This is a genomic window from Rhizobium leguminosarum bv. viciae USDA 2370 (assembly GCF_002008365.1).
Taxonomy (GTDB): Bacteria; Pseudomonadota; Alphaproteobacteria; order Rhizobiales; family Rhizobiaceae; genus Rhizobium; species Rhizobium leguminosarum.
Genome location: NZ_MRDL01000007.1, coordinates 52,992 through 70,884, shown reverse-complemented (window position 1 = coordinate 70,884; position 17,893 = coordinate 52,992). Strand labels below are relative to the sequence as shown.

Annotated in this window: 16 protein-coding genes and 2 pseudogenes; 8 read left to right on the top strand and 10 right to left on the bottom strand. The window is 62.1% G+C overall.

The genetic code is table 11. From position 1 onward, the window contains the following. Positions 1–39 precede the first annotated feature (39 nt). From BS629_RS03265 to BS629_RS39560, 3 genes and pseudogenes are all read left to right on the top strand, one after another. Entirely contained in the window at positions 40–411 is a 372-nt protein-coding gene (locus BS629_RS03265; protein WP_018244979.1) for a VOC family protein, read from the top strand. Between the two features lie 3 nt (positions 412–414). Continuing rightward, positions 415–822, top strand: a pseudogene (locus BS629_RS03260) (EVE domain-containing protein); the annotation flags it as partial. 44 nt (positions 823–866) lie between these two features. Continuing rightward, positions 867–1,008: pseudogene (locus tag BS629_RS39560) on the top strand (IS481 family transposase); the annotation flags it as partial. Between the two features lie 95 nt (positions 1,009–1,103). Here BS629_RS39560 and BS629_RS03255 read toward each other — a convergent pair. From BS629_RS03255 to BS629_RS03245, 3 genes are read right to left on the bottom strand one after another with little or no spacing between them, the layout of a single operon-like run. Then, positions 1,104–1,985: a patatin-like phospholipase family protein gene (locus tag BS629_RS03255; protein ID WP_018244977.1), complete on the bottom strand. Its 882-nt coding sequence runs from the start codon at positions 1,983–1,985 to the stop codon at positions 1,104–1,106. 12 nt (positions 1,986–1,997) lie between these two features. Beyond that, positions 1,998–2,558 (bottom strand): 16S rRNA (guanine(966)-N(2))-methyltransferase RsmD, encoded by a 561-nt coding sequence (rsmD, locus tag BS629_RS03250; protein ID WP_017959156.1) that lies wholly within the window; start codon positions 2,556–2,558, stop codon positions 1,998–2,000. Then, the gene (locus tag BS629_RS03245; RefSeq protein ID WP_077987938.1) at positions 2,539–4,650 is read right to left on the bottom strand and encodes a pseudouridine synthase; all 2,112 of its coding nucleotides are present in this window, start codon (positions 4,648–4,650) and stop codon (positions 2,539–2,541) included. The genes rsmD and BS629_RS03245 overlap by 20 nt, the downstream gene beginning before the upstream one ends. Before the next feature lie 90 nt (positions 4,651–4,740). Between BS629_RS03245 and BS629_RS03240 the strand changes: the two genes are divergently transcribed. Continuing rightward, positions 4,741–5,178, top strand: coding sequence for a nucleoside deaminase (locus BS629_RS03240; RefSeq protein ID WP_032981423.1), 438 nt, complete (start codon positions 4,741–4,743; stop codon positions 5,176–5,178). Between the two features lie 51 nt (positions 5,179–5,229). Here BS629_RS03240 and BS629_RS03235 read toward each other — a convergent pair whose 3' ends face one another. The 4 genes from BS629_RS03235 to BS629_RS03220 form a co-directional block, all read right to left on the bottom strand. Beyond that, complete coding sequence (locus tag BS629_RS03235) at positions 5,230–5,859, bottom strand: hypothetical protein (protein WP_018516568.1); 630 nt, start codon at positions 5,857–5,859, stop codon at positions 5,230–5,232. Positions 5,860–5,992: 133 nt separating this feature from the next. Further along, on the bottom strand, positions 5,993–8,884 hold the full coding sequence (ileS, locus tag BS629_RS03230; RefSeq protein ID WP_026188635.1) for an isoleucine--tRNA ligase: 2,892 nt from the start codon (positions 8,882–8,884) through the stop codon (positions 5,993–5,995). Positions 8,885–9,169: 285 nt separating this feature from the next. Further along, positions 9,170–10,153 (bottom strand): bifunctional riboflavin kinase/FAD synthetase, encoded by a 984-nt coding sequence (locus tag BS629_RS03225; RefSeq protein ID WP_026188634.1) that lies wholly within the window; start codon positions 10,151–10,153, stop codon positions 9,170–9,172. Positions 10,154–10,167: 14 nt separating this feature from the next. After that, positions 10,168–11,016 (bottom strand): TIGR01459 family HAD-type hydrolase, encoded by an 849-nt coding sequence (locus BS629_RS03220; protein WP_018244971.1) that lies wholly within the window; start codon positions 11,014–11,016, stop codon positions 10,168–10,170. Between the two features lie 364 nt (positions 11,017–11,380). Here BS629_RS03220 and groES point away from each other — a divergent pair, with 364 nt between their 5' ends. From groES to BS629_RS03205, 3 genes are all read left to right on the top strand, one after another. Next, a complete protein-coding gene (gene groES, locus BS629_RS03215) occupies positions 11,381–11,677 on the top strand; it encodes a co-chaperone GroES (protein WP_003545797.1) in 297 nt (98 codons plus the stop codon). Positions 11,678–11,749: 72 nt separating this feature from the next. Beyond that, a complete protein-coding gene (gene groL / locus BS629_RS03210; protein ID WP_018244970.1) occupies positions 11,750–13,390 on the top strand; it encodes a chaperonin GroEL in 1,641 nt (546 codons plus the stop codon). Positions 13,391–14,021: 631 nt separating this feature from the next. After that, positions 14,022–14,498 carry a hypothetical protein gene (locus BS629_RS03205; RefSeq protein WP_026188633.1) on the top strand — a complete coding sequence of 159 codons (477 nt, stop codon included), beginning with the start codon at positions 14,022–14,024 and terminating at the stop codon, positions 14,496–14,498. A gap of 141 nt (positions 14,499–14,639) precedes the next feature. Here BS629_RS03205 and BS629_RS03200 read toward each other — a convergent pair whose 3' ends face one another. Then, entirely contained in the window at positions 14,640–15,350 is a 711-nt protein-coding gene (locus BS629_RS03200) for a glutathione binding-like protein (protein WP_018244968.1), read from the bottom strand. Positions 15,351–15,558: 208 nt separating this feature from the next. On the opposite strand from BS629_RS03200, the gene BS629_RS03195 reads away from it, so the two are divergent. Continuing rightward, positions 15,559–15,972 (top strand): DoxX family protein, encoded by a 414-nt coding sequence (locus tag BS629_RS03195; RefSeq protein ID WP_018244967.1) that lies wholly within the window; start codon positions 15,559–15,561, stop codon positions 15,970–15,972. Between the two features lie 82 nt (positions 15,973–16,054). Here the strand turns inward: BS629_RS03195 and hisG are convergent, their stop codons facing one another. Then, positions 16,055–16,750: an ATP phosphoribosyltransferase gene (gene hisG, locus BS629_RS03190; protein ID WP_018244966.1), complete on the bottom strand. Its 696-nt coding sequence runs from the start codon at positions 16,748–16,750 to the stop codon at positions 16,055–16,057. Then, on the bottom strand, positions 16,747–17,868 hold the full coding sequence (locus tag BS629_RS03185) for an ATP phosphoribosyltransferase regulatory subunit (RefSeq protein ID WP_018244965.1): 1,122 nt from the start codon (positions 17,866–17,868) through the stop codon (positions 16,747–16,749). Before BS629_RS03185 ends, hisG begins: the two co-directional genes overlap by 4 nt. Positions 17,869–17,893 lie beyond the last annotated feature (25 nt).

Here is a 17,893-nt window from a genome sequence, read left to right as displayed (position 1 = left end):
TCTGTAAATGTCCTCCTGACTGACAAACAGGAGCTTACCGTGATCGACAGCAACAGCATTCTACTCTTCGTCGTCGACGCGCCAAAGAGCGCCAGCTTCTATACCCGACTGCTCGGGCTGGACGCCGTTGAGGCCAGCCCGACCTTCGCCATGTTCATCCTGCCTTCGGGTCTGGCACTTGGACTCTGGGGCGAGAAGGGCGTTGAGCCGGCGCCAGCTCCCACGGGCGGCGGCTGCGACCTCGGTTTCAAGGTCGCGACAGCAGACCTCGTCGATACGCTTCACACCGAATGGCAAGGCAAGGGCGCGACCATCCTTTTGCCGCCGACCGACCTCGATTTCGGCCGTAGCTTTGTCGCGGCGGATCCCGACGGGCATCGCCTGCGCGTCTATAACGTGGCGGAAGGCTGAAACATGTCCCGCAACTGGATCGCAGTGGCATCGGCAAACCATGTGCGCATCGGGCGGGAAGCGGGTTTCATGCAGGTTTGTCACGGAAAGGCCGCTCCGCTTAGGCGGAGCGCGCCTGGTGACCGCGTGATCTACTATTCGCCGACCGAAACATTTGGCGGCAGGGATCGGCTGCAAGCGTTGACTGCAATTGGCATGGTCAAGGAAACTGATGCATATCAGGTGGAAGTTCATCCCGACTTCCGCCCCTGGAGGCGGGATGTCGCCTGGTGGCCGGCCATCGAAACGCCTATCCGGCCACTGCTCGACCGACTATCCTTCACAAGCGGTCGGGCAAGCTGGGGCTATCAACTGCGCTTTGGCCTCTTCGAGATCGACAATGACGATGCCGAGCTGATAGCCGAAGCGATGCTCGGTGAAACGCCCGCGGAATTTGGGCTGCCCGACCGGTTTGGAACCTCCCGAAAAACAGCACAGGCCCCAGCCTCTGCTTCCTTGACCCGTCCATCTTCGCGCGGTTCTACACGGCCCATCGCACCGAACATCGGCTGACCAAGCCTTCATCCGTGGACCAACGGTCAATCCGACCGACAGAGCGGTTCAGCTTTTCATTGAAGCGCAGAGCCGCTCTAACTTTTTATTCTTACGCAATTCCGGGCGGAAAACCGCTTCGCACTTTTCCTGGAATTGCTCTAGCGCTTCAGCCGCGCCTCGATTTCCCGGTCGAGGGCGAATTTCAAATCGTCCTTGACGCCGACGGACATGGCGAGGACTTCGCGGGCCTTGAGGAAATCCATAACGCCGGTGCGGCCGACCGTCGGGCGCAGGAAGATATGCGGCGGGCGAAGCTTGAGCTTCAGCGAGATCGCCGTCTGCATCATCAGCTGGCCGGAGCCGAAAATGCTTTCCATGCGGTTCGGAATATGGGTGCCGTCGCCTTCCGGCGCGCCGACGACATCGATGCCGACGACGATGTCGGCAAGATCCATCAGGCATTCATAGGGCACCGGATTGCTGATGCCGCCGTCGATCATCACGCGGTCGCGCAGGCGCACCGGCATGAAGACGGCGGGGATGGCGGACGAGGCGGCCAGCGCCGGAAACAGTTCGCCCTGCTCGATGATGACTTCGCACTGCCCGTAATAATCAGTAGTGATGACCTTCATCGGGACCAGCAGGTCCTCGAAGCGGGCCGGCAGTTCGGACGGCAGGAAGGCTTTGAGGATCCGCTCCAGATTGAACTGGCCGATGCGGATACCCTTGGCCACCGCATCGCGCACCGTCGCCGGCCTCAGCCCCCAGATGCGGGCGACGACCGCCGTCTTGTTGCCGACGGTCGTCAGCGCATGTTCGCGGATTTCGGCGCCGGACATGCCGGCAGCCATGCCGGCGCCCATGATCGCGCCCATCGACGAGCCCGATACCGCCACCGGGCGGATGCCGAGTTCATCCAGCGTCTCGATGATGTGGATATGAGAAAGCCCGCGCGCGCCGCCGCCGCCGAAAGCGACCGCAACCGTTGGCAGATCGCTGATCGCGGGCAATTTCGGGCTGATGATCTCTGCCTGCTGCACGCCCGCCCCCGCTTATTGCGGCTGATATCGGAAGAAATGCACCCTCGTATCGCCAAAGATGCGGCTTTCGAGGAAAACATAGGAAGGATGGACGGAAACGACAATATCGGCGCGTTCTTCGAGCACGGCGATTGCGCCAGGCCGTAGCCAGCCGCCTTCGGCCGCCGCCGCCATCGCCTTCTCACCGAGACCCTTGCCATAGGGCGGGTCGGCAAAGAGCACGTCGAAGGGTTCGAGATTGCCGACGCTGCCGAGATCGGTCGCATCCCGGCGCAGGATGCGCGTGCGGCCGTGCAAGCCGAGCGCATCGATGTTCTCCCAGAGCAGCGCCCTGCCCTCGACACTGTTTTCGACGAAGAGCGCATGGCGACAGCCGCGTGAAACGGCTTCGAGGCCGACGGCGCCGGTGCCGGCAAAAAGGTCGAGGATCCGGGTGCCATCGACGCATTCCGGATAGGCATGGCTCAATATATTGAACAGGCTCTCGCGCGTCCGGTCGGCAGTCGGCCGGATCTCGTTGGATTTTGGCACGGCGAGAGGCCGTCCGCGAAACTCACCGCCGACGATCCGCACCGCGCGTCATTCCCTTTCCTTTAGCACCACCTCTGGACGGCCCGCCTGCAGGCCTGTCGCCGCCCGGCCTGTCACCGCCCGGCTTGGCGCCTTTCGGCTTGCCGGAAAAACTCTTGGCCCCACCAGGCTTGGCCCCACCGGGCTTGGCCGCAAAGCCCTTGCCGCGCGGCCTGTCACCAGAAGGCCTGTCACCCGAGGGCTTGTCGCCGAACTGTCTTTCACCGCGCGGACGCTCGGAGCGCCCCTCGCCGGCAAAGCTTCTGGCTGCCCGCGGACGCTCATCACCGTCCTCGCGCGGCTTGCGATCGCCACGAGGCTTGTCGCCGAAGGGCCGGTCTCCACGCGAGGGGCGATCACCGAACGGCCGGTCGCCGCGCGGACGCGCAGAACGGCCTTCGCCGGCGGAGGTTCTGGCGGCACGAGGACGCTCGTCGCCGTCCGTACGCGGCTTGCGATCACCGCGCGGTTTGTCGGCGAAGGGCCGATCCCCACGCGAGGGGCGATCACCGAACGGCCGTTCGCCGCGCGGACGCGCAGAACGGCCTTCGCCGGCGGAGGTTCTGGCGGCACGAGGACGCTCGACACCTTCCGCACGCGGCTTGCGATCACCGCGCGGTTTGTCGCCGAAGGGCCGATCCCCACGCGAGGGACGATCACTGAACGGCCGTTCGCCGCGCGCCGGGCGGTCGCCAAAACCGCGGTCTTCGCGGGCGGGGCGATCCCCGAAGGAACGCTTGCGGCCGAAGCCCTCGCCCTCATCCTTGCGACGGGGCTGCTCGCTCGAGCGGATCCATTCGCCATCCTCTTCGCGCACGCGGTTCACCTGTGTGCGCGGGCGATCCTCGATGCGATCATTCTTTGCCGGCGCCGGCTCGCCACGCCGGCGCGCGGTCTGCGCATTCTTGGCAGCTTTTGCAGCTGCTTTTTCGCCGAGCGGCCGGGCGCCCGGCGCCATCCAGACATTGGCGCTGCGGCGCTGACCGAGCGGCTGCGGACGCTTTGGCCTTTCATCGTCCCGGCGCCCGCCATCGCGGCGGTCGTCCTCTTTGCGCGCGCCACCGTGGCGGTCGTCGCGCTTGGTGTCGAGGCGGCTCAGCGCCCGTTCGCGCTTGTCCTCGTCGCGGCGCGGACGCTCGCGTTTTTCCGGTGCTGCTGGCTCTGCCTCTTCCTCGGCAGCGACGGCCGGCGCATTGTAGATCGGCGCGTCGAAATTCGCCTTGGCCTCCTCGATGAGGCGCGGGCCGAGCTGGTCGCGCAGTGTCCGGCCGCGCACTTCGATCACATGGCCTTCCGGCAGGTCGCCGAGCTGGAACGGGCCATAGGAAATGCGGATCAGGCGATTGACGTCGAGGCCGAGCGCGCCGAGCACGTTCTTGATTTCGCGGTTCTTGCCTTCGCGAAGGCCCATGGTGATCCAGACGTTCGAGCCTTGCGTGCGGTCGAGCGTCGCCTCGATCGAGCCATAGAGCACTCCGTCGACGGCGATGCCGTCCTTCAACTTGTCGAGCGCGTCCTGATCGATCTCGCCATGGGCGCGGACGCGGTAGCGCCGCAGCCAGCCGGTCGCCGGCAGCTCGAGCGCCCGGGCGAGACCACCATCATTGGTCAGCAGCAGCAGGCCTTCGGTATTGATGTCGAGGCGGCCGATCGACATGACGCGCGGCAGCTCTTCCGGCAGGTTGTCGAACACGGTCGAGCGGCCTTCCGGATCGGCATTGGTGGTCACGAGACCGGCGGGCTTGTGATAGAGCCACAGCCTGGTGCGCTCGATGCCGCGGATCGGCACGCCGTCGACTTCGATCCGATCGGCTAGCGTGACGTTGACGACGGGGGTTTCGAGCACCCTGCCGTTCAGCGTCACACGGCCTTCCATAATCATGCGTTCGATGTCGCGGCGGGAGGCAACGCCGGCGCGCGCCATCACCTTGGAAATGCGTTCGGCCTTGGCCTCACCATCGGTCTCGGCGGCGATCGCGCGTGCGGCCGCAGGCTTTGCCGGCTTCTCGCCGTCCGCCTTCGGGCCGGCTTTCGACCTGATATCCCGTGAAAGGGGCTTTGCGCCCGGGCGTTTTGGCTTGTCTTTGGGTGTCATTTGTTGTTTGCCTGCCTTTTGGGCCTGTCTATCAGGTCACGCATCTGCGGTTAAGTGGAAATTCTTGCGATCGTGAAGACAAATCGTTTCATGGAGATGGCGCTTGAAGAAGCGCGCGCGGCCGGAAAACGCGGTGAGGTGCCGATCGGCGCCGTCGTCGTTATCGACGATATTGCCGTTTCACGCTCGGGAAACCGTACGCGCGAGCTCAAAGACGTCACCGCGCATGCCGAAATCGCCGCGATCCGGCTCGCTTGCGAAGCGCTCGGACAGGAACGTCTTACCGGTGCCGATCTCTACGTGACGCTGGAGCCTTGCACCATGTGCGCAGCAGCCATCTCGTTTGCGCGTATCCGCAGGCTCTATTACGGCGCCGAGGACCCGAAGGGCGGCGCCGTCGACAATGGCGTGCGATTCTATGGGCAGTCGACCTGCCACCACGCCCCGGAGGTCTATTCCGGTTTCAACGAGGTCCAATCGGCCGATATGCTGCGAAAGTTCTTTTCGCAAAGGAGAGAGGCGCCCTAGTCTCCAGCGCCGGTACGCAGCGCCGTCATCCTTGCCGGCGCGCCGAAAAAGCTACTGCAGGAGGTTCCACCACTGCTTGCCGGTGTTGGCGACAGCTGCATCCTTCTTACGCTTCTTCTGCTTCTTGAGCTCGGGCTCGCCGACATCATCGAGCTTTGCCGGATCGTCGACGGTGCGGTAGCCGGGCGGCGGATCTGATATATAGCGGCGCTGATCGACATAGGAGCCCTTCTGCAGGGCACGGGCTTCACGATAGGCCTTGGTCTGGGCTTCCGTCGTCCGTCGGCCGCCTTCGATCGCAGAGCTTGCGAGCGGCGAGCGGTAATTCGGATTGTCCGAATTCTCGTCGGCTTCCGAAACGAGACGGGCGCGGGTCTCCTCCGGCGATTCAAGCCATTGCGGATTGTCCTTGTTGGCGACGGTCTGCTGCGGCGCAACGAGGGTCTCTTTCTGCGCCTGTGCCGGCAGCACCAGCGTCGGCCGCGGCGTGTACTTGACGCCTTTGTTCTTCGGGTCCGGTCCGGTCAACGACACGGACTGGCCGAGATCGTCGGTCAGCTGTTCCATGGCGGTCTTGTCCGTGCCGTAGGTCGGGCTGCTGGCGCAACTGGACACCAGGGAGCATCCCGCCACTACAACAGACAGGCAGGCGCCCATACGGAACCAATGCGTTGCTAACATGAAAACCCTTCCAGCCCTGCCGGTGCAATCCTCGCCCAACCGGACAACCGTCCCCCTGACGCAAAAATCCGGCCATTTTCAGGCAGCTTTTACCGGATGAACCGCGAAAGCGCAATTCATCCGGCAATATTCTTCACTTGAGCGCGGCAAGCTCGCGAAGGGCAGCAGCGTCGCGGGCCGAAACATCGGGATATTCCGGATCGGAGCCGACATCCCTGGTGATGCGCCATGACCGAGCGCATTTTTCACCCTCTGCAAGCTTCGGCACGACGCTAACCTCAGGCACCTCGGCAAGGCGGAAAGCATCCGACGGTCCTTCGCCGGCCTTGATCTCGATTGCCGAGGTGATGCAGACCTCGGTGAAGTCCTGGCCTTCCAGCGCCTTTAACAGCTCCGGATCGGCAATGTGGACAAGCGGAGCCGCTTCCAGCGAGGAGCCGATGCGCTTGTCCTTGCGCTCGATTTCCAGGGCGCCGGTCACAACCGAACGCACTGTACGGATCTTCTTCCACTTCTCGGCCAAGGCGTCGTTGCGCCATTCCTTTGCGACCGGAGCAAACTGCTCAAGATGCACGGACACGGCGGACGGGTTGCGCGACAGCCAGGCCTCCTCGGTGGTGAAGGGCAGCATCGGGGCGAGCCAGGTCACCATGCAATCGAAGATCTGGCGGATGACGTGCAGGCTGGCACGCCGGCGCAGGCTCGACGGCGCATCGCAATAGAGCGCATCCTTGCGGACATCGAAATAGAAGGCCGAAAGCTCGACATTGGCGAAATCGATCAGCGCGCGGGCGATCTTCTTGAAGTCGAAGGCATCGTAGTTCTCGCGCACCAGCTCGTCGAGCTCGGCAAGCCGGTGCAGCATCAGCTGCTCCAGCTCTGGCAGATTGGAAAACGCGATCTCCTCGCCCTTGTCGTGGGCGAGCGTGCCGAGCATCCAGCGAATGGTGTTGCGCAGCTTGCGATAGGCGTCGACATTGGTCTGGATGATCGTCTTGCCGACACGCAGGTCGTCGGCATAATCCGAGGTCATGACCCAGAGGCGCAGGATATCGGCGCCGGCATCCTTCATCACCTCCTGCGGTGCGGTCACGTTGCCCTTCGACTTGGACATCTTCTCGCCCTTCTCGTCCATGGTGAAGCCATGGGTGAGGACGGCGTCGTAAGGCGCACGGCCACGGGTGGCAGCCGATTCCAGCAGCGACGAATGGAACCAGCCTCGATGCTGATCGGAACCTTCGAGATAAAGATCGGCCGGCCACTTCAGATCCGGACGGTCTTCGAGCGTGAAGGTGTGCGTCGAGCCAGAATCGAACCAGACGTCGAGAATATCCATGACCTGCGTCCAGCGGGAATGGTCATGATCATTCCCGAGGAATCGCTCCTTGGCGCCTTCGGCAAACCAGGCGTCGGCGCCCTCATGTTCGAAGGCTTCGAGGATGCGGGCGTTGACGGCTTCATCGACCAGGACCTCGCCCTGCTCGTCGGCAAAGACGGCGATCGGCACGCCCCAGGCGCGCTGGCGCGAGAGCACCCAGTCCGGGCGACCTTCGATCATGGCGCGCAGGCGGTTCTGGCCGGCGGCGGGCACGAAGCGCGTATCGTCGATTGCACCGAGCGCGCGCGAACGCAGCGTCGTGCCGTCGGCAAGGGTCTTGTCCATATAGACGAACCATTGCGGCGTGTTGCGGAAGATGACCGGCTTCTTCGAGCGCCAGGAATGCGGATACTGGTGCTTCAGCCGGCCGCGGGCAAAGAGCGCGCCGCGGGCGATCAGCTCCTTGATGACGCGGTCGTTGGCATCGCCCTTCTTGCCGTTGTCGTCGATGACGCGGGCGCCTTCGAAGCCGGGGGCGTCTGATGTGTAGAAGCCGCCGTCGTCGACCGGGAACGGGATCTTGGTCTCGACGCCGCGGGCCTCAAGCGTGCGGACAGCCGACATCCAGGCATCAAAGTCTTCGCGACCGTGGCTTGGCGCCGTGTGCACGAAACCGGTGCCAGCATCGTCGGTGACGTGATCGCCATCGAGCAGCGGCACGAGGAATTCATAGCCACCGCCGAGACCCTTGAAGGGATGCGCACAGGTCATCGCTGCGAAGTCAGCCGAAGAGACATCGCTCAAGCGCTTGTACTGCAGCTTGGACTTGGCAAAGGATTCCTCGGCCAGCTTATCGGCAAAGATCAGCTTTTCGCCCGGGCGCGGGCCAAAATCGTTCTCGGCGGCCGTCACCTCATAGAGGCCGTAGGAAACACGCTCGGAAAAGGAGACCGCGCGGTTGCCGGGGATCGTCCAGGGCGTGGTCGTCCAGATGACGACGAATGCATCCTTGAGCGCAGCCGGACCTTCGACGACGGGGAATTTCACCCAGATCGTATCGCTCTCATAGTCCTGGTATTCGACCTCGGCCTCGGCCAGCGCGGTGCGCTCGACGACCGACCACATGATCGGCTTGGAGCCGCGATAAAGCTGACCGCTTGCGGCGATCTTCAACAGTTCGCCGGCGATGCGCGACTCCGCGTGGAAGTTCATCGTCGTATAGGGATTGTCGAAGTCACCCTCGATGCCGAGACGCTTGAACTCTTCCGCCTGGACCTTGATCCAGCCGGCGGCAAATTCACGGCATTCCCGGCGGAATTCGTTGACCGGGACCTCGTCCTTGTTCTTGCCCTTCTCGCGGTACTTCTCTTCGATCTTCCATTCGATCGGCAGGCCGTGGCAATCCCAGCCGGGCACGTAATTGGCGTCGTAGCCGCGCATCTGGAACGAGCGGTTGATGACGTCCTTGAGGATCTTGTTCAGCGCGTGGCCGATATGGATGTTGCCGTTGGCATAGGGCGGACCGTCGTGAAGGACGAATTTCTCGCGGCCAGCGGCGGAAGCGCGCAGTTTCTTGTAGAGACCCATCTCCTGCCAGCGCTTGACGAGTTCCGGCTCCTTCTGCGGCAGGCCGGCGCGCATGGGGAAATCAGTCTCGGGCAAATAGAGGGTCTTCGAATAGTCGATCTTTTCGGCTGTGTCGGTCATGTCTGGCAATCGTTTCTGGCGGCCCGGAAAGGGCGCAGCGGGCGTGAAATAGCTGGTGGCGGAAGCGCTCGTTTCCAAGCGCTGAAAACCCGGACCTTCCGGCCGCTTAGCGCGCGCGGAAGGCCGGGCCGATAATTCGCATCATCATTGCCAGCCGAAATTTCGTCATCGCGCCGGTTCATAGGCGTTTTTGCCGGGAAAAGGAAGAGAAGAATTGGCGGCTAGCAATCGGCATCAACGGCTGAAATTGACGGTATGCCAGCGACAGCCGCACTCAAGGCGACCTTAGGAAAAGCACAGTTTCCCATCAAGCGCACTGAGCGGCGTAACACCCGCAAGCAGCGCCCTCGCCTCTTCCTCATCGCGTTTGATCTGGGCGACGAGCGGATCGAGGCCGTCGAATTTCAGCTCGGGTCTAATATAGCCGAAGAAGGAGACTGAGCAGAGCTGGCCGTAGAGATCGCCGCTGAAATCGAAAAGATAGGTTTCGAGCAGCGGCGCGCCGTTTTCCGTCACCGTCGGCCGGCGGCCGTAGCTTGCGACGGCATCGTGGAGCGTGCCGTCCTGACGGCGGAAGCGGACGGCGTAGATGCCGGCGGCAAGATCGACCTCCGGCGGCAGGCGCATGTTGGCTGTTGGAAAACCGAGCTGGCGGCCGAGCTTTTCGCCGTCGATCACCTCGGCTTCCACCGTGTAGCGGTAGCCCAGCATGCCGGCGACTTCGCTGACGCTGCCCTCCTTCAGGAGCGCGCGGATATGGCTTGAAGAGACGACATCGGCGTTTTCGTCGCGGAAGGCATCGATCAAGGTGACGCCGAAGCCGTAGCTATGGCCGGCATTCATCAGGAAGGCGGGACCGCCCTCGCGGCCGCGGCCGAAATGGAAATCGAAGCCGGTGACGACTTCGGAGGCGCCGAGCCAATCCTTCAGGATCGAATGGATGAAATCATCGGCCGAGCGCTGCGAGAATTCGTAGTCGAAGGGATACTCGATGACGGCGCTGAAACCCAGCGTTTCCAGGATGCGGGCCTTCAGCGGCGCGGGCGTCAGGCGGAAGACCGGCGCCTGCGGCCGAAAGACCGTGCGCGGATGCGGCTCGAAGGTCAGCACCAAAGCGGGGATACCGCGCGCCTTGGAGATTTCGAGCGCGCGGCTCAGCACCGATTGATGGCCGCGGTGCACGCCGTCGAAATTACCGATGGCAATGACGCCGCCCTTCAGATGGGCGGGCAAGGGTTCCCGGGTTTCATTGCGGTGGAAGACGGTCATCGGCTGGCTTCTCTTCATGCAAGGCGTGGCATCCACCACTTCGGCGCGGCTTTTTCCCGTTCGAGATAGGCGTTGAGGATCGCCTCGTCTGTTTCGCCGTTGAGGGTGTATTCCTTGGCGTGGATACCGCCGCTGATGTAAAGAAGGTCGAGGCCATAATTCAAGGCACCGCGCACATCGGTCGGCATGCCGTCGCCGATCGCCAGCACTCGGTCGACGGGGAAATCACCGCGAAGCTCGCGGGCAGCGGCCAGCGTCGCCTCGTAGATCGGCCGGTGCGGCTTGCCGGCGATGCGGGTGCTGCCGCCGAGCTGTTCGTAATAGGCGGCCATGGCGCCGGCGCAGGGGATGATGCGATGGCCGCGCTCGACGATGAGGTCGGGATTGGCGCAGATCATCGGCACGTCGCGGGCTTTAAAGTCGAGAAGCATATCGGTGTAATCCTCCGGCTTCTCGGTCTCGTCGTCGTAAAAGCCGGTGCAGACCAGCGATTGCGCTTCGCCCGCGGGCTTATGCTCGACGTCGAGGCCGTCGAGGAGCGGGGTGTCGCGCTCGGGACCGAGCAGAAAGACCGTCTTCGGCCCTTCGGAGATCAGACCGCGAGTGACGTCGCCTGAACTGACGATCCTGTCATAGGCGCTGTCGGGAACGCCGATCTGGCGCAGCTGCTCGACCACCTGCCAGGAAAGACGCGGCGAATTGGTGATGAGGACGACGGCGACGCCACTCTCGCGTGCCGCTTCAAGGGCGGCTGCCGCCTTCGGGAACGGATCGACGCCGTTGTGAACGACGCCCCAGACATCACAGAGCACCACATCATAGTGACTTGTTATCTCCGAGAAGTTTTCTATCCGCTTCGCCATTCCGATTTCCCGATTTGCTTCAGTCACCGGTGACATTGCAAAGGCGCAAGGCGATGGCAAGGCATTTTCTTTGCTGCCGGCCAATGGGAAGATTTCGACCGGCGATCGGCGGGAGTGGATGGGCAAAGCTTGACGATCCCATCCCGAGGCGGAGGGGTACGGCTGCGCCGGGTTTCGGCCGCAATCTCCGACTATTCTCCGGCCTCTTCACAATTCCGGCGCAAAAATTCGTGATTGCTCTCATTGACTCCTTTCGGAGCCATCCCTAAATGCTCGTCGCTAGCACTCACCGCAAGGGAGTGCTAACACCTATCCATGTGGGCCACTCCGGTCCGCGAATGTCATTCGATCGAGGGATTAGACAATGGCAAGCACCAACTTCCGCCCCCTTCACGACCGCGTCGTTGTTCGCCGCGTTGAGTCCGAAGCCAAGACCAAGGGTGGCATCATCATTCCCGATACCGCCAAGGAAAAGCCGCAGGAAGGCGAAATCGTCGCCGTCGGCTCCGGCGCGCGCGATGAGTCCGGCAAGGTTGTCGCACTCGACGTCAAGGCTGGCGACCGCATCCTGTTCGGCAAGTGGTCCGGCACCGAAGTCAAGATCGACGGCGAAGACCTTCTGATCATGAAGGAAGCCGACATTATGGGCATTATCGGCTGATCGGCCGACCTGCTTTCCCGAAATGGCTGACGGGCTCTTTGCCCGAACAACTCGAATTCAGGAGTTAAGAATATGGCATCTAAAGAAATCAAGTTTGGCCGCACCGCGCGCGAAAAGATGCTGCGTGGCGTCGACATTCTCGCCGATGCAGTGAAGGTCACGCTCGGCCCGAAGGGCCGTAACGTCATCATCGACAAGTCCTTCGGCGCTCCGCGCATCACCAAGGACGGCGTTTCGGTCGCCAAGGAGATCGAACTCGAAGACAAGTTCGAAAACATGGGCGCCCAGATGGTCCGCGAAGTTGCTTCGAAGACCAACGACATCGCCGGCGACGGCACCACGACTGCAACCGTTCTTGCCCAGGCGATCGTTCGCGAAGGCAACAAGGCCGTTGCCGCCGGCATGAACCCGATGGACCTGAAGCGCGGCATCGATCTTGCTGTTGCTGACGTCGTGAAGGATCTCCAGGCCAAGGCCAAGAAGATCTCCACCTCGGAAGAAGTTGCACAGGTCGGCACGATTTCGGCCAATGGCGACAAGCAGGTCGGTCTCGACATTGCTGAAGCCATGCAGAAGGTCGGCAACGAAGGCGTCATCACGGTTGAAGAAGCCAAGACCGCCGAAACCGAACTCGAAGTCGTCGAAGGCATGCAGTTCGACCGCGGCTACCTCAGCCCCTACTTCGTGACCAACCCGGAAAAGATGATCGCAGACCTCGAAGATGTCTTCATTCTCCTTCACGAGAAGAAGCTCTCGAACCTGCAGTCGATGCTCCCGGTTCTCGAAGCTGTCGTCCAGACCGGCAAGCCGCTCCTCATCGTCGCTGAAGACGTAGAAGGCGAAGCCCTCGCAACGCTCGTCGTCAACAAGCTGCGCGGTGGCCTCAAGATCGCTGCCGTCAAGGCGCCCGGCTTCGGCGATCGCCGCAAGGCCATGCTCGAAGACATCGCCATCCTGACGGGCGGCACTGTCATCTCTGAAGATCTCGGCATCAAGCTCGAATCCGTCACGCTCGACATGCTCGGCCGTGCCAAGAAGGTTTCGATCTCCAAGGAAAACACCACGATCGTCGACGGTTCGGGCGCCAAGACCGACATCGAAGGCCGTGTTGCCCAGATCAAGGCTCAGATCGAAGAAACCACCTCCGACTACGACCGCGAGAAGCTGCAGGAACGCCTTGCCAAGCTCGCTGGCGGCGTTGCCGTCATCCGCGTCGGCGGCTCGACGGAAGTTGAAGTGAAGGAAAAGAAGGACCGCATCGACGACGCGCTCAACGCGACCCGCGCTGCTGTTCAGGAAGGCATCGTCCCCGGCGGCGGTATCGCTCTGCTCCGCTCCTCCACGAAGATCACCGTCAAGGGTGCAAACGACGACCAGGAAGCCGGCATCAACATCGTTCGCCGCGCCCTGCAGTCGCTCGTTCGTCAGATCGCTGAAAACGCAGGCGACGAAGCCTCGATCGTTGTCGGCAAGGTCCTCGACAAGAACGAAGACAACTTCGGCTACAACGCCCAGACATCCGAATATGGCGACATGATCGCCATGGGTATCGTCGACCCGCTCAAGGTCGTTCGCACGGCGCTGCAGAACGCCGCTTCTGTCGCATCGCTGCTGATCACCACCGAAGCCATGATCGCCGAACTGCCGAAGAAGGATGCCCCAGCTGGCATGCCGGGCGGCATGGGCGGCATGGGCGGTATGGACATGATGTGATCGGCGAAAGCCATCACTGACCACCATTCCGGTATCCGGAACAGGAAGGGCGGCCCTCGGGTCGCCCTTTCTTTTGTCCAAAGCGATTCGACGCCCGGCCCAATTGGCATAGCGATGAAACGTTTGCCTGGCTCCTATTGCCGACTCCGCGGCGCGAAGCTTGCGCCAGGCTTGCGCTGCCCGCGTCTTTCTCAGCTTGCCAACATGCGAGAGAACACAGTGTTGCGGCAAGATTTCCGGCCTGACGCGGAGTGAAAACGCTTCCAAAACCCTCAAGGATGATCTTCCGATGCTGTTTCTCGCGAAATCGCGCGCAAATGCAGACATCCCGTGAAAGGATGCGAATCCGAATACCCCTTAAAAAGCCGTTGCCGTTTGTCCAAAAGCCCCTATAAATCCGCGCTGCAATTAAAGCGCGCCCGGCGATAATTTTTCGCCAATAGACGAGACCGGAGCGCGGAAGGCGATGCGTGAACGTTCGGCTTCGAAGGGCTCCGGTTACGGAGGCCAGATGGCCGTGGCAATCATCGCCGGAGGTAAGCGCGGGCATCATGCCCGCTGCTGCGTGATCCTGTTTCTTTGTGTTTGCCGAGCGTGCGGCGGAATAGCCGCATCCGAACTGGGGAACGCCTTGTTTAAGATCGCCAGAGCCAATGCAGCCGCACCCTTGACGCCCGGCTCGCTTGATGACGCCAATCAAAATCACGAGATGTTGGCGCAGTTTTCCGTTTCCGAAGCCTGGACTGGAGATTTTTCGAGCGGGATGCTCCGTCTCGGCGAATGGAGCGCGATGCTGCACGGCCTTGCCGCACAGGAATGTGGACTCTTAAGCCTGATCCGCTGCTACGACGCCAAGGAGCGCAGCCACATATTGGAGCTGTTTGAGCAGGCGGCGACGCTCTGCTCCTCCTTCTGTTTTTCGACGACGATCATCATGCCGAACGGCTTCCGCCAGCCGCTGTTCTGCATGGGCGAGTCGAACGGGCTTGAGCAGAAATACAGCGGCAGCATGGTTGGCGTCTTCATCTTTCCACGCTTCAAGCTGGAAGGGGCAAGCCAGATCACGACAGCGCCGCGGGTCTTTTCAGATGCGCAAAAGTCGCTGTAGCCCGCAAATTGCTGCAAACTCCTTAAATCGGTTCCGATCTAAAGAGTTGTGCAGGAGCCGGCGATAGGCCGGAAGAGCAAAATCAACGGCCGCTCCCGACGTCTTCGAGGGCGGCCTTTCTACTTTCCAGCGATCTGTTGGTTACTCCGGCTTGACCGGGATGTTGAGGCCCCTGGCACTTGCCGGACGGGCGATGCAGCGCTCCAGCCAGTCCGAGACGGCGGGGAATTTCGCATATTCGAGCACCTCGCGACCGCCATAGAAGACATCGGCGCCGCGAACCCAGGTGAAGGTGGTGATGTCGGCGATCGTATACTGATCGCCCATGATCCACTGACGACCCTTCAGCCGGCCCTCGAGCACGCCGAGCAAGCGTTTGGATTCATCGCGATAGCGCTCCACCGGGTAGGCGTTGTTGGCGACCTTGTCGGCAGCGAATTTGTGGAAATGTCCGAACTGGCCGAACATCGGGCCGATACCCGCCATCTGGAAAAACACCCACTGGATGGTTTCGTAGCGACCGGCAGCATCAGCAGGGATGAGCTTGCCGGTTTTTTCCGCGAGATAAAGCAGGATGGCGCCGGATTCGAAAAGACCGATCGGCTTCCCGTCGGGACCGTTTGGATCGATGATCGCCGGAATGCGGCCGTTCGGATTGAGAGATTCGAATTCTGGCGACTTCTGCTCGTTGGCGGCGAAGGAAATATAATGCGGCTCATAGGCGAGAGCGAGCTCTTCGAGGGCGACGGAGACCTTCACCCCATTCGGCGTCTGCAGGGAATAGAGCTGGATGATATCGGAATTTCTAGCCGGCCAGCGCGTCGTGATCGGAAATGCGGAAAGATCTGCCATCGGAGCCTCCATGTTATCAGCCGACCATAGGAGACGAGGCTTCACAAAGGCAAGCGATGGCCGATCATCGTTCCATATTATTGAACGAACTGTCCGCTTCCGTTTATCTTTCCATAAAGCAAGAAAAAGGCGACATAGGTGACATCCGAGGTCCATCCGGTGCCGGGGCACCCAGATCTCCAGAGTCCTTCAAACGGAGACAACATCCATGTCCAACGTCATCATCCTGATTGCCCGCATTCTTCTGTCTTTCATGTTCATTCTTTCCGGCTTCATGAAGCTCACCGATCCTGCCGGTACTGCGGGCATGATCGCTGGTGCCGGCCTACCGGCAGCAACCCTGCTGGCCTATGTCGCAGGCCTTTTCGAACTGCTGGCCGGGCTTGCGGTTCTCACAGGCTTCCAGGTCCGCATTGCCGGCTGGCTGCTCGCCGCCTTCTGTGTCTTCACGGGCATTGCCTTCCACCTGCCCTACGCGAGTGGTACGGAACTCGTGAACATTCTCAACCAGATCATGGTCATGAAGAATATCACGCTGGCCGGCGCGTACATACTACTCGCCACCGTCGGTGCCGGCGCCTATTCGATCGACGCACGCCGCGGCTCCTACGCAGCCGCCTGATACCAGCAGACATCCTCCCATAAATGCGAAAACCCGCCGTCATCCGACGGCGGGTTTTTGCATGCTTTTCGAATGGCACTAGCTAGAGGGCGTCGCGCACTGCCTCGATGATTGCCTGCACAGCCGGTTCGCCGGCATGGCTTTCCTTGCGGGCGCGTACTAGGCAGGCCTGCGAATGCAGGATGACGCCGTCCTGGAGCACCTTCAGATGGTTGGCGCGCAGCGTCGAGCCGGTGGAGGTGATATCGACGATGATATCGGCCGAGCCGGACGCGGGGGCCCCCTCGGTGGCGCCCAGGCTTTCGACGATGCGATAAAGCTGGATGCCGTGCTGGCTCGAAAAGAACTGCTGGGTCAGCCGCCAGTATTTGGTGGCGATGGCAAGGCGCCTGGAGTGGCGGGCGCGGAAATCGGCGGCGACATCGACGAGATCGGCCATGGTGTCGACATCGAGCCAGATCTCCGGCACGGCAACGACGACATCGGCATGGCCGAAGCCGAGCCGGGCGCAGAATTCGACGCGCTTATCGACCTCGGCAAAACCTTCCCGCATCAGATCCTCGCCGGTGACACCGAAATCGACGGTGCCGTTGCCGATTTCACGGGAGATTTCGGAAGCCGAGAGGAAGGCGATCTCCACATCATCCCAGCCTTCGACGCGGCCGCGGTAGGAGCGATCGTTGCCAACCGCCGAGATCGTCATGCCGGCACGTTCGAAGATCGCCGAAGCGTCCTCCTTCATCCGGCCCTTGGAGGGAAGCGCGATGGTGATGGTCATGCGGCTGCCCTTTCGGTTTCGATACGGTCGAGCCAGAAGGAGAAGCCGACGGCCGGAATGCGGTCCGTTGCGCCGAGGAAAGTCAGGAGCCGATCGAAGCGGCCGCCGCCGGCGAGCACCGCGGTCGAGCCTTCCACCGTCACCTCGAAGACGAGGCCGGTGTAATAATCGAGCGGCCGTCCGAAGGCGGCGCGATAGTCGAGACAGGAAAGATCGACGCCGGCATTGGAAAGTGCTGCGACCCGGCCATTGAAGCGCGCGAGGGCGTTGCCGAGTTTCAGCCCGGCAGCATCGGCGAAACCGGCAAGGGCCGCGGACGCATTGACGAGCGGCACGTCAAGCGACAGGAACTCTTCCAGCACGTGGAAGGCCGCGTCGTCGAGGCGCGTTTCGGACAGGATAAGCTTTTCCTTGAGCCGTCGGGCAATCTCCAGGGCCGAACGGCCGGCATTCGTCGAATAGCCAGTCTTCTGCATCTCCCGCTCGAGATGGGCGACCAGCGCCTGCTCGTCGCCCGATGCGACAAGCCTGGCAATATCGTCGTCCAGCCCGGTGACGAATTGCGGGCTGACGAGGCTGGCAAGCAGCGCTTCCAGCTGGGTCATATTGCCGAAGGCGTGGATCAGCCGCTTCTGCCAGCCGAGCGGCAGGCCGAGCGCCTGGACGACCGCCTCGAACACCGCCTGGTCGCCCAGCGTCACCGCCAGGCGGCGGCCCGGCAGCAGGCGGGCGAGAATGCCGGTGGCATCGCCGATGGCGCGGGCGTCGGCGTTTGACAGGTCGATATCGCCAAGATCCTCGATGCCGGCCTGATAGAATTCGTTGGCGCCGTCGCGGCGCTGGCGGAAAACCTCGCCGAGATAGGCATAACGCTTCGGCGTGCCGGTCGCCGTCTCGATGTGGCGCAGACAGACGGGGATGGTGAATTCGGGACGCAGGCAGAGGCTGGCGCCGGTTTCGCTCTCGGTCATGAAGATGCGGCGGCGCAGATCCTCGCCGGCGATATCAAGGAAAGGTTCGGCCGGCTGAATGACAGGCGTATCGATGCGCTCGGCATTGCGCGCGACAAATTCGGCAAGCAGGTCGTTGGAGAATTCGGGGAGGTTGATCAGAGGCATGCGGGCCTCCGAACGATAGGCAAAG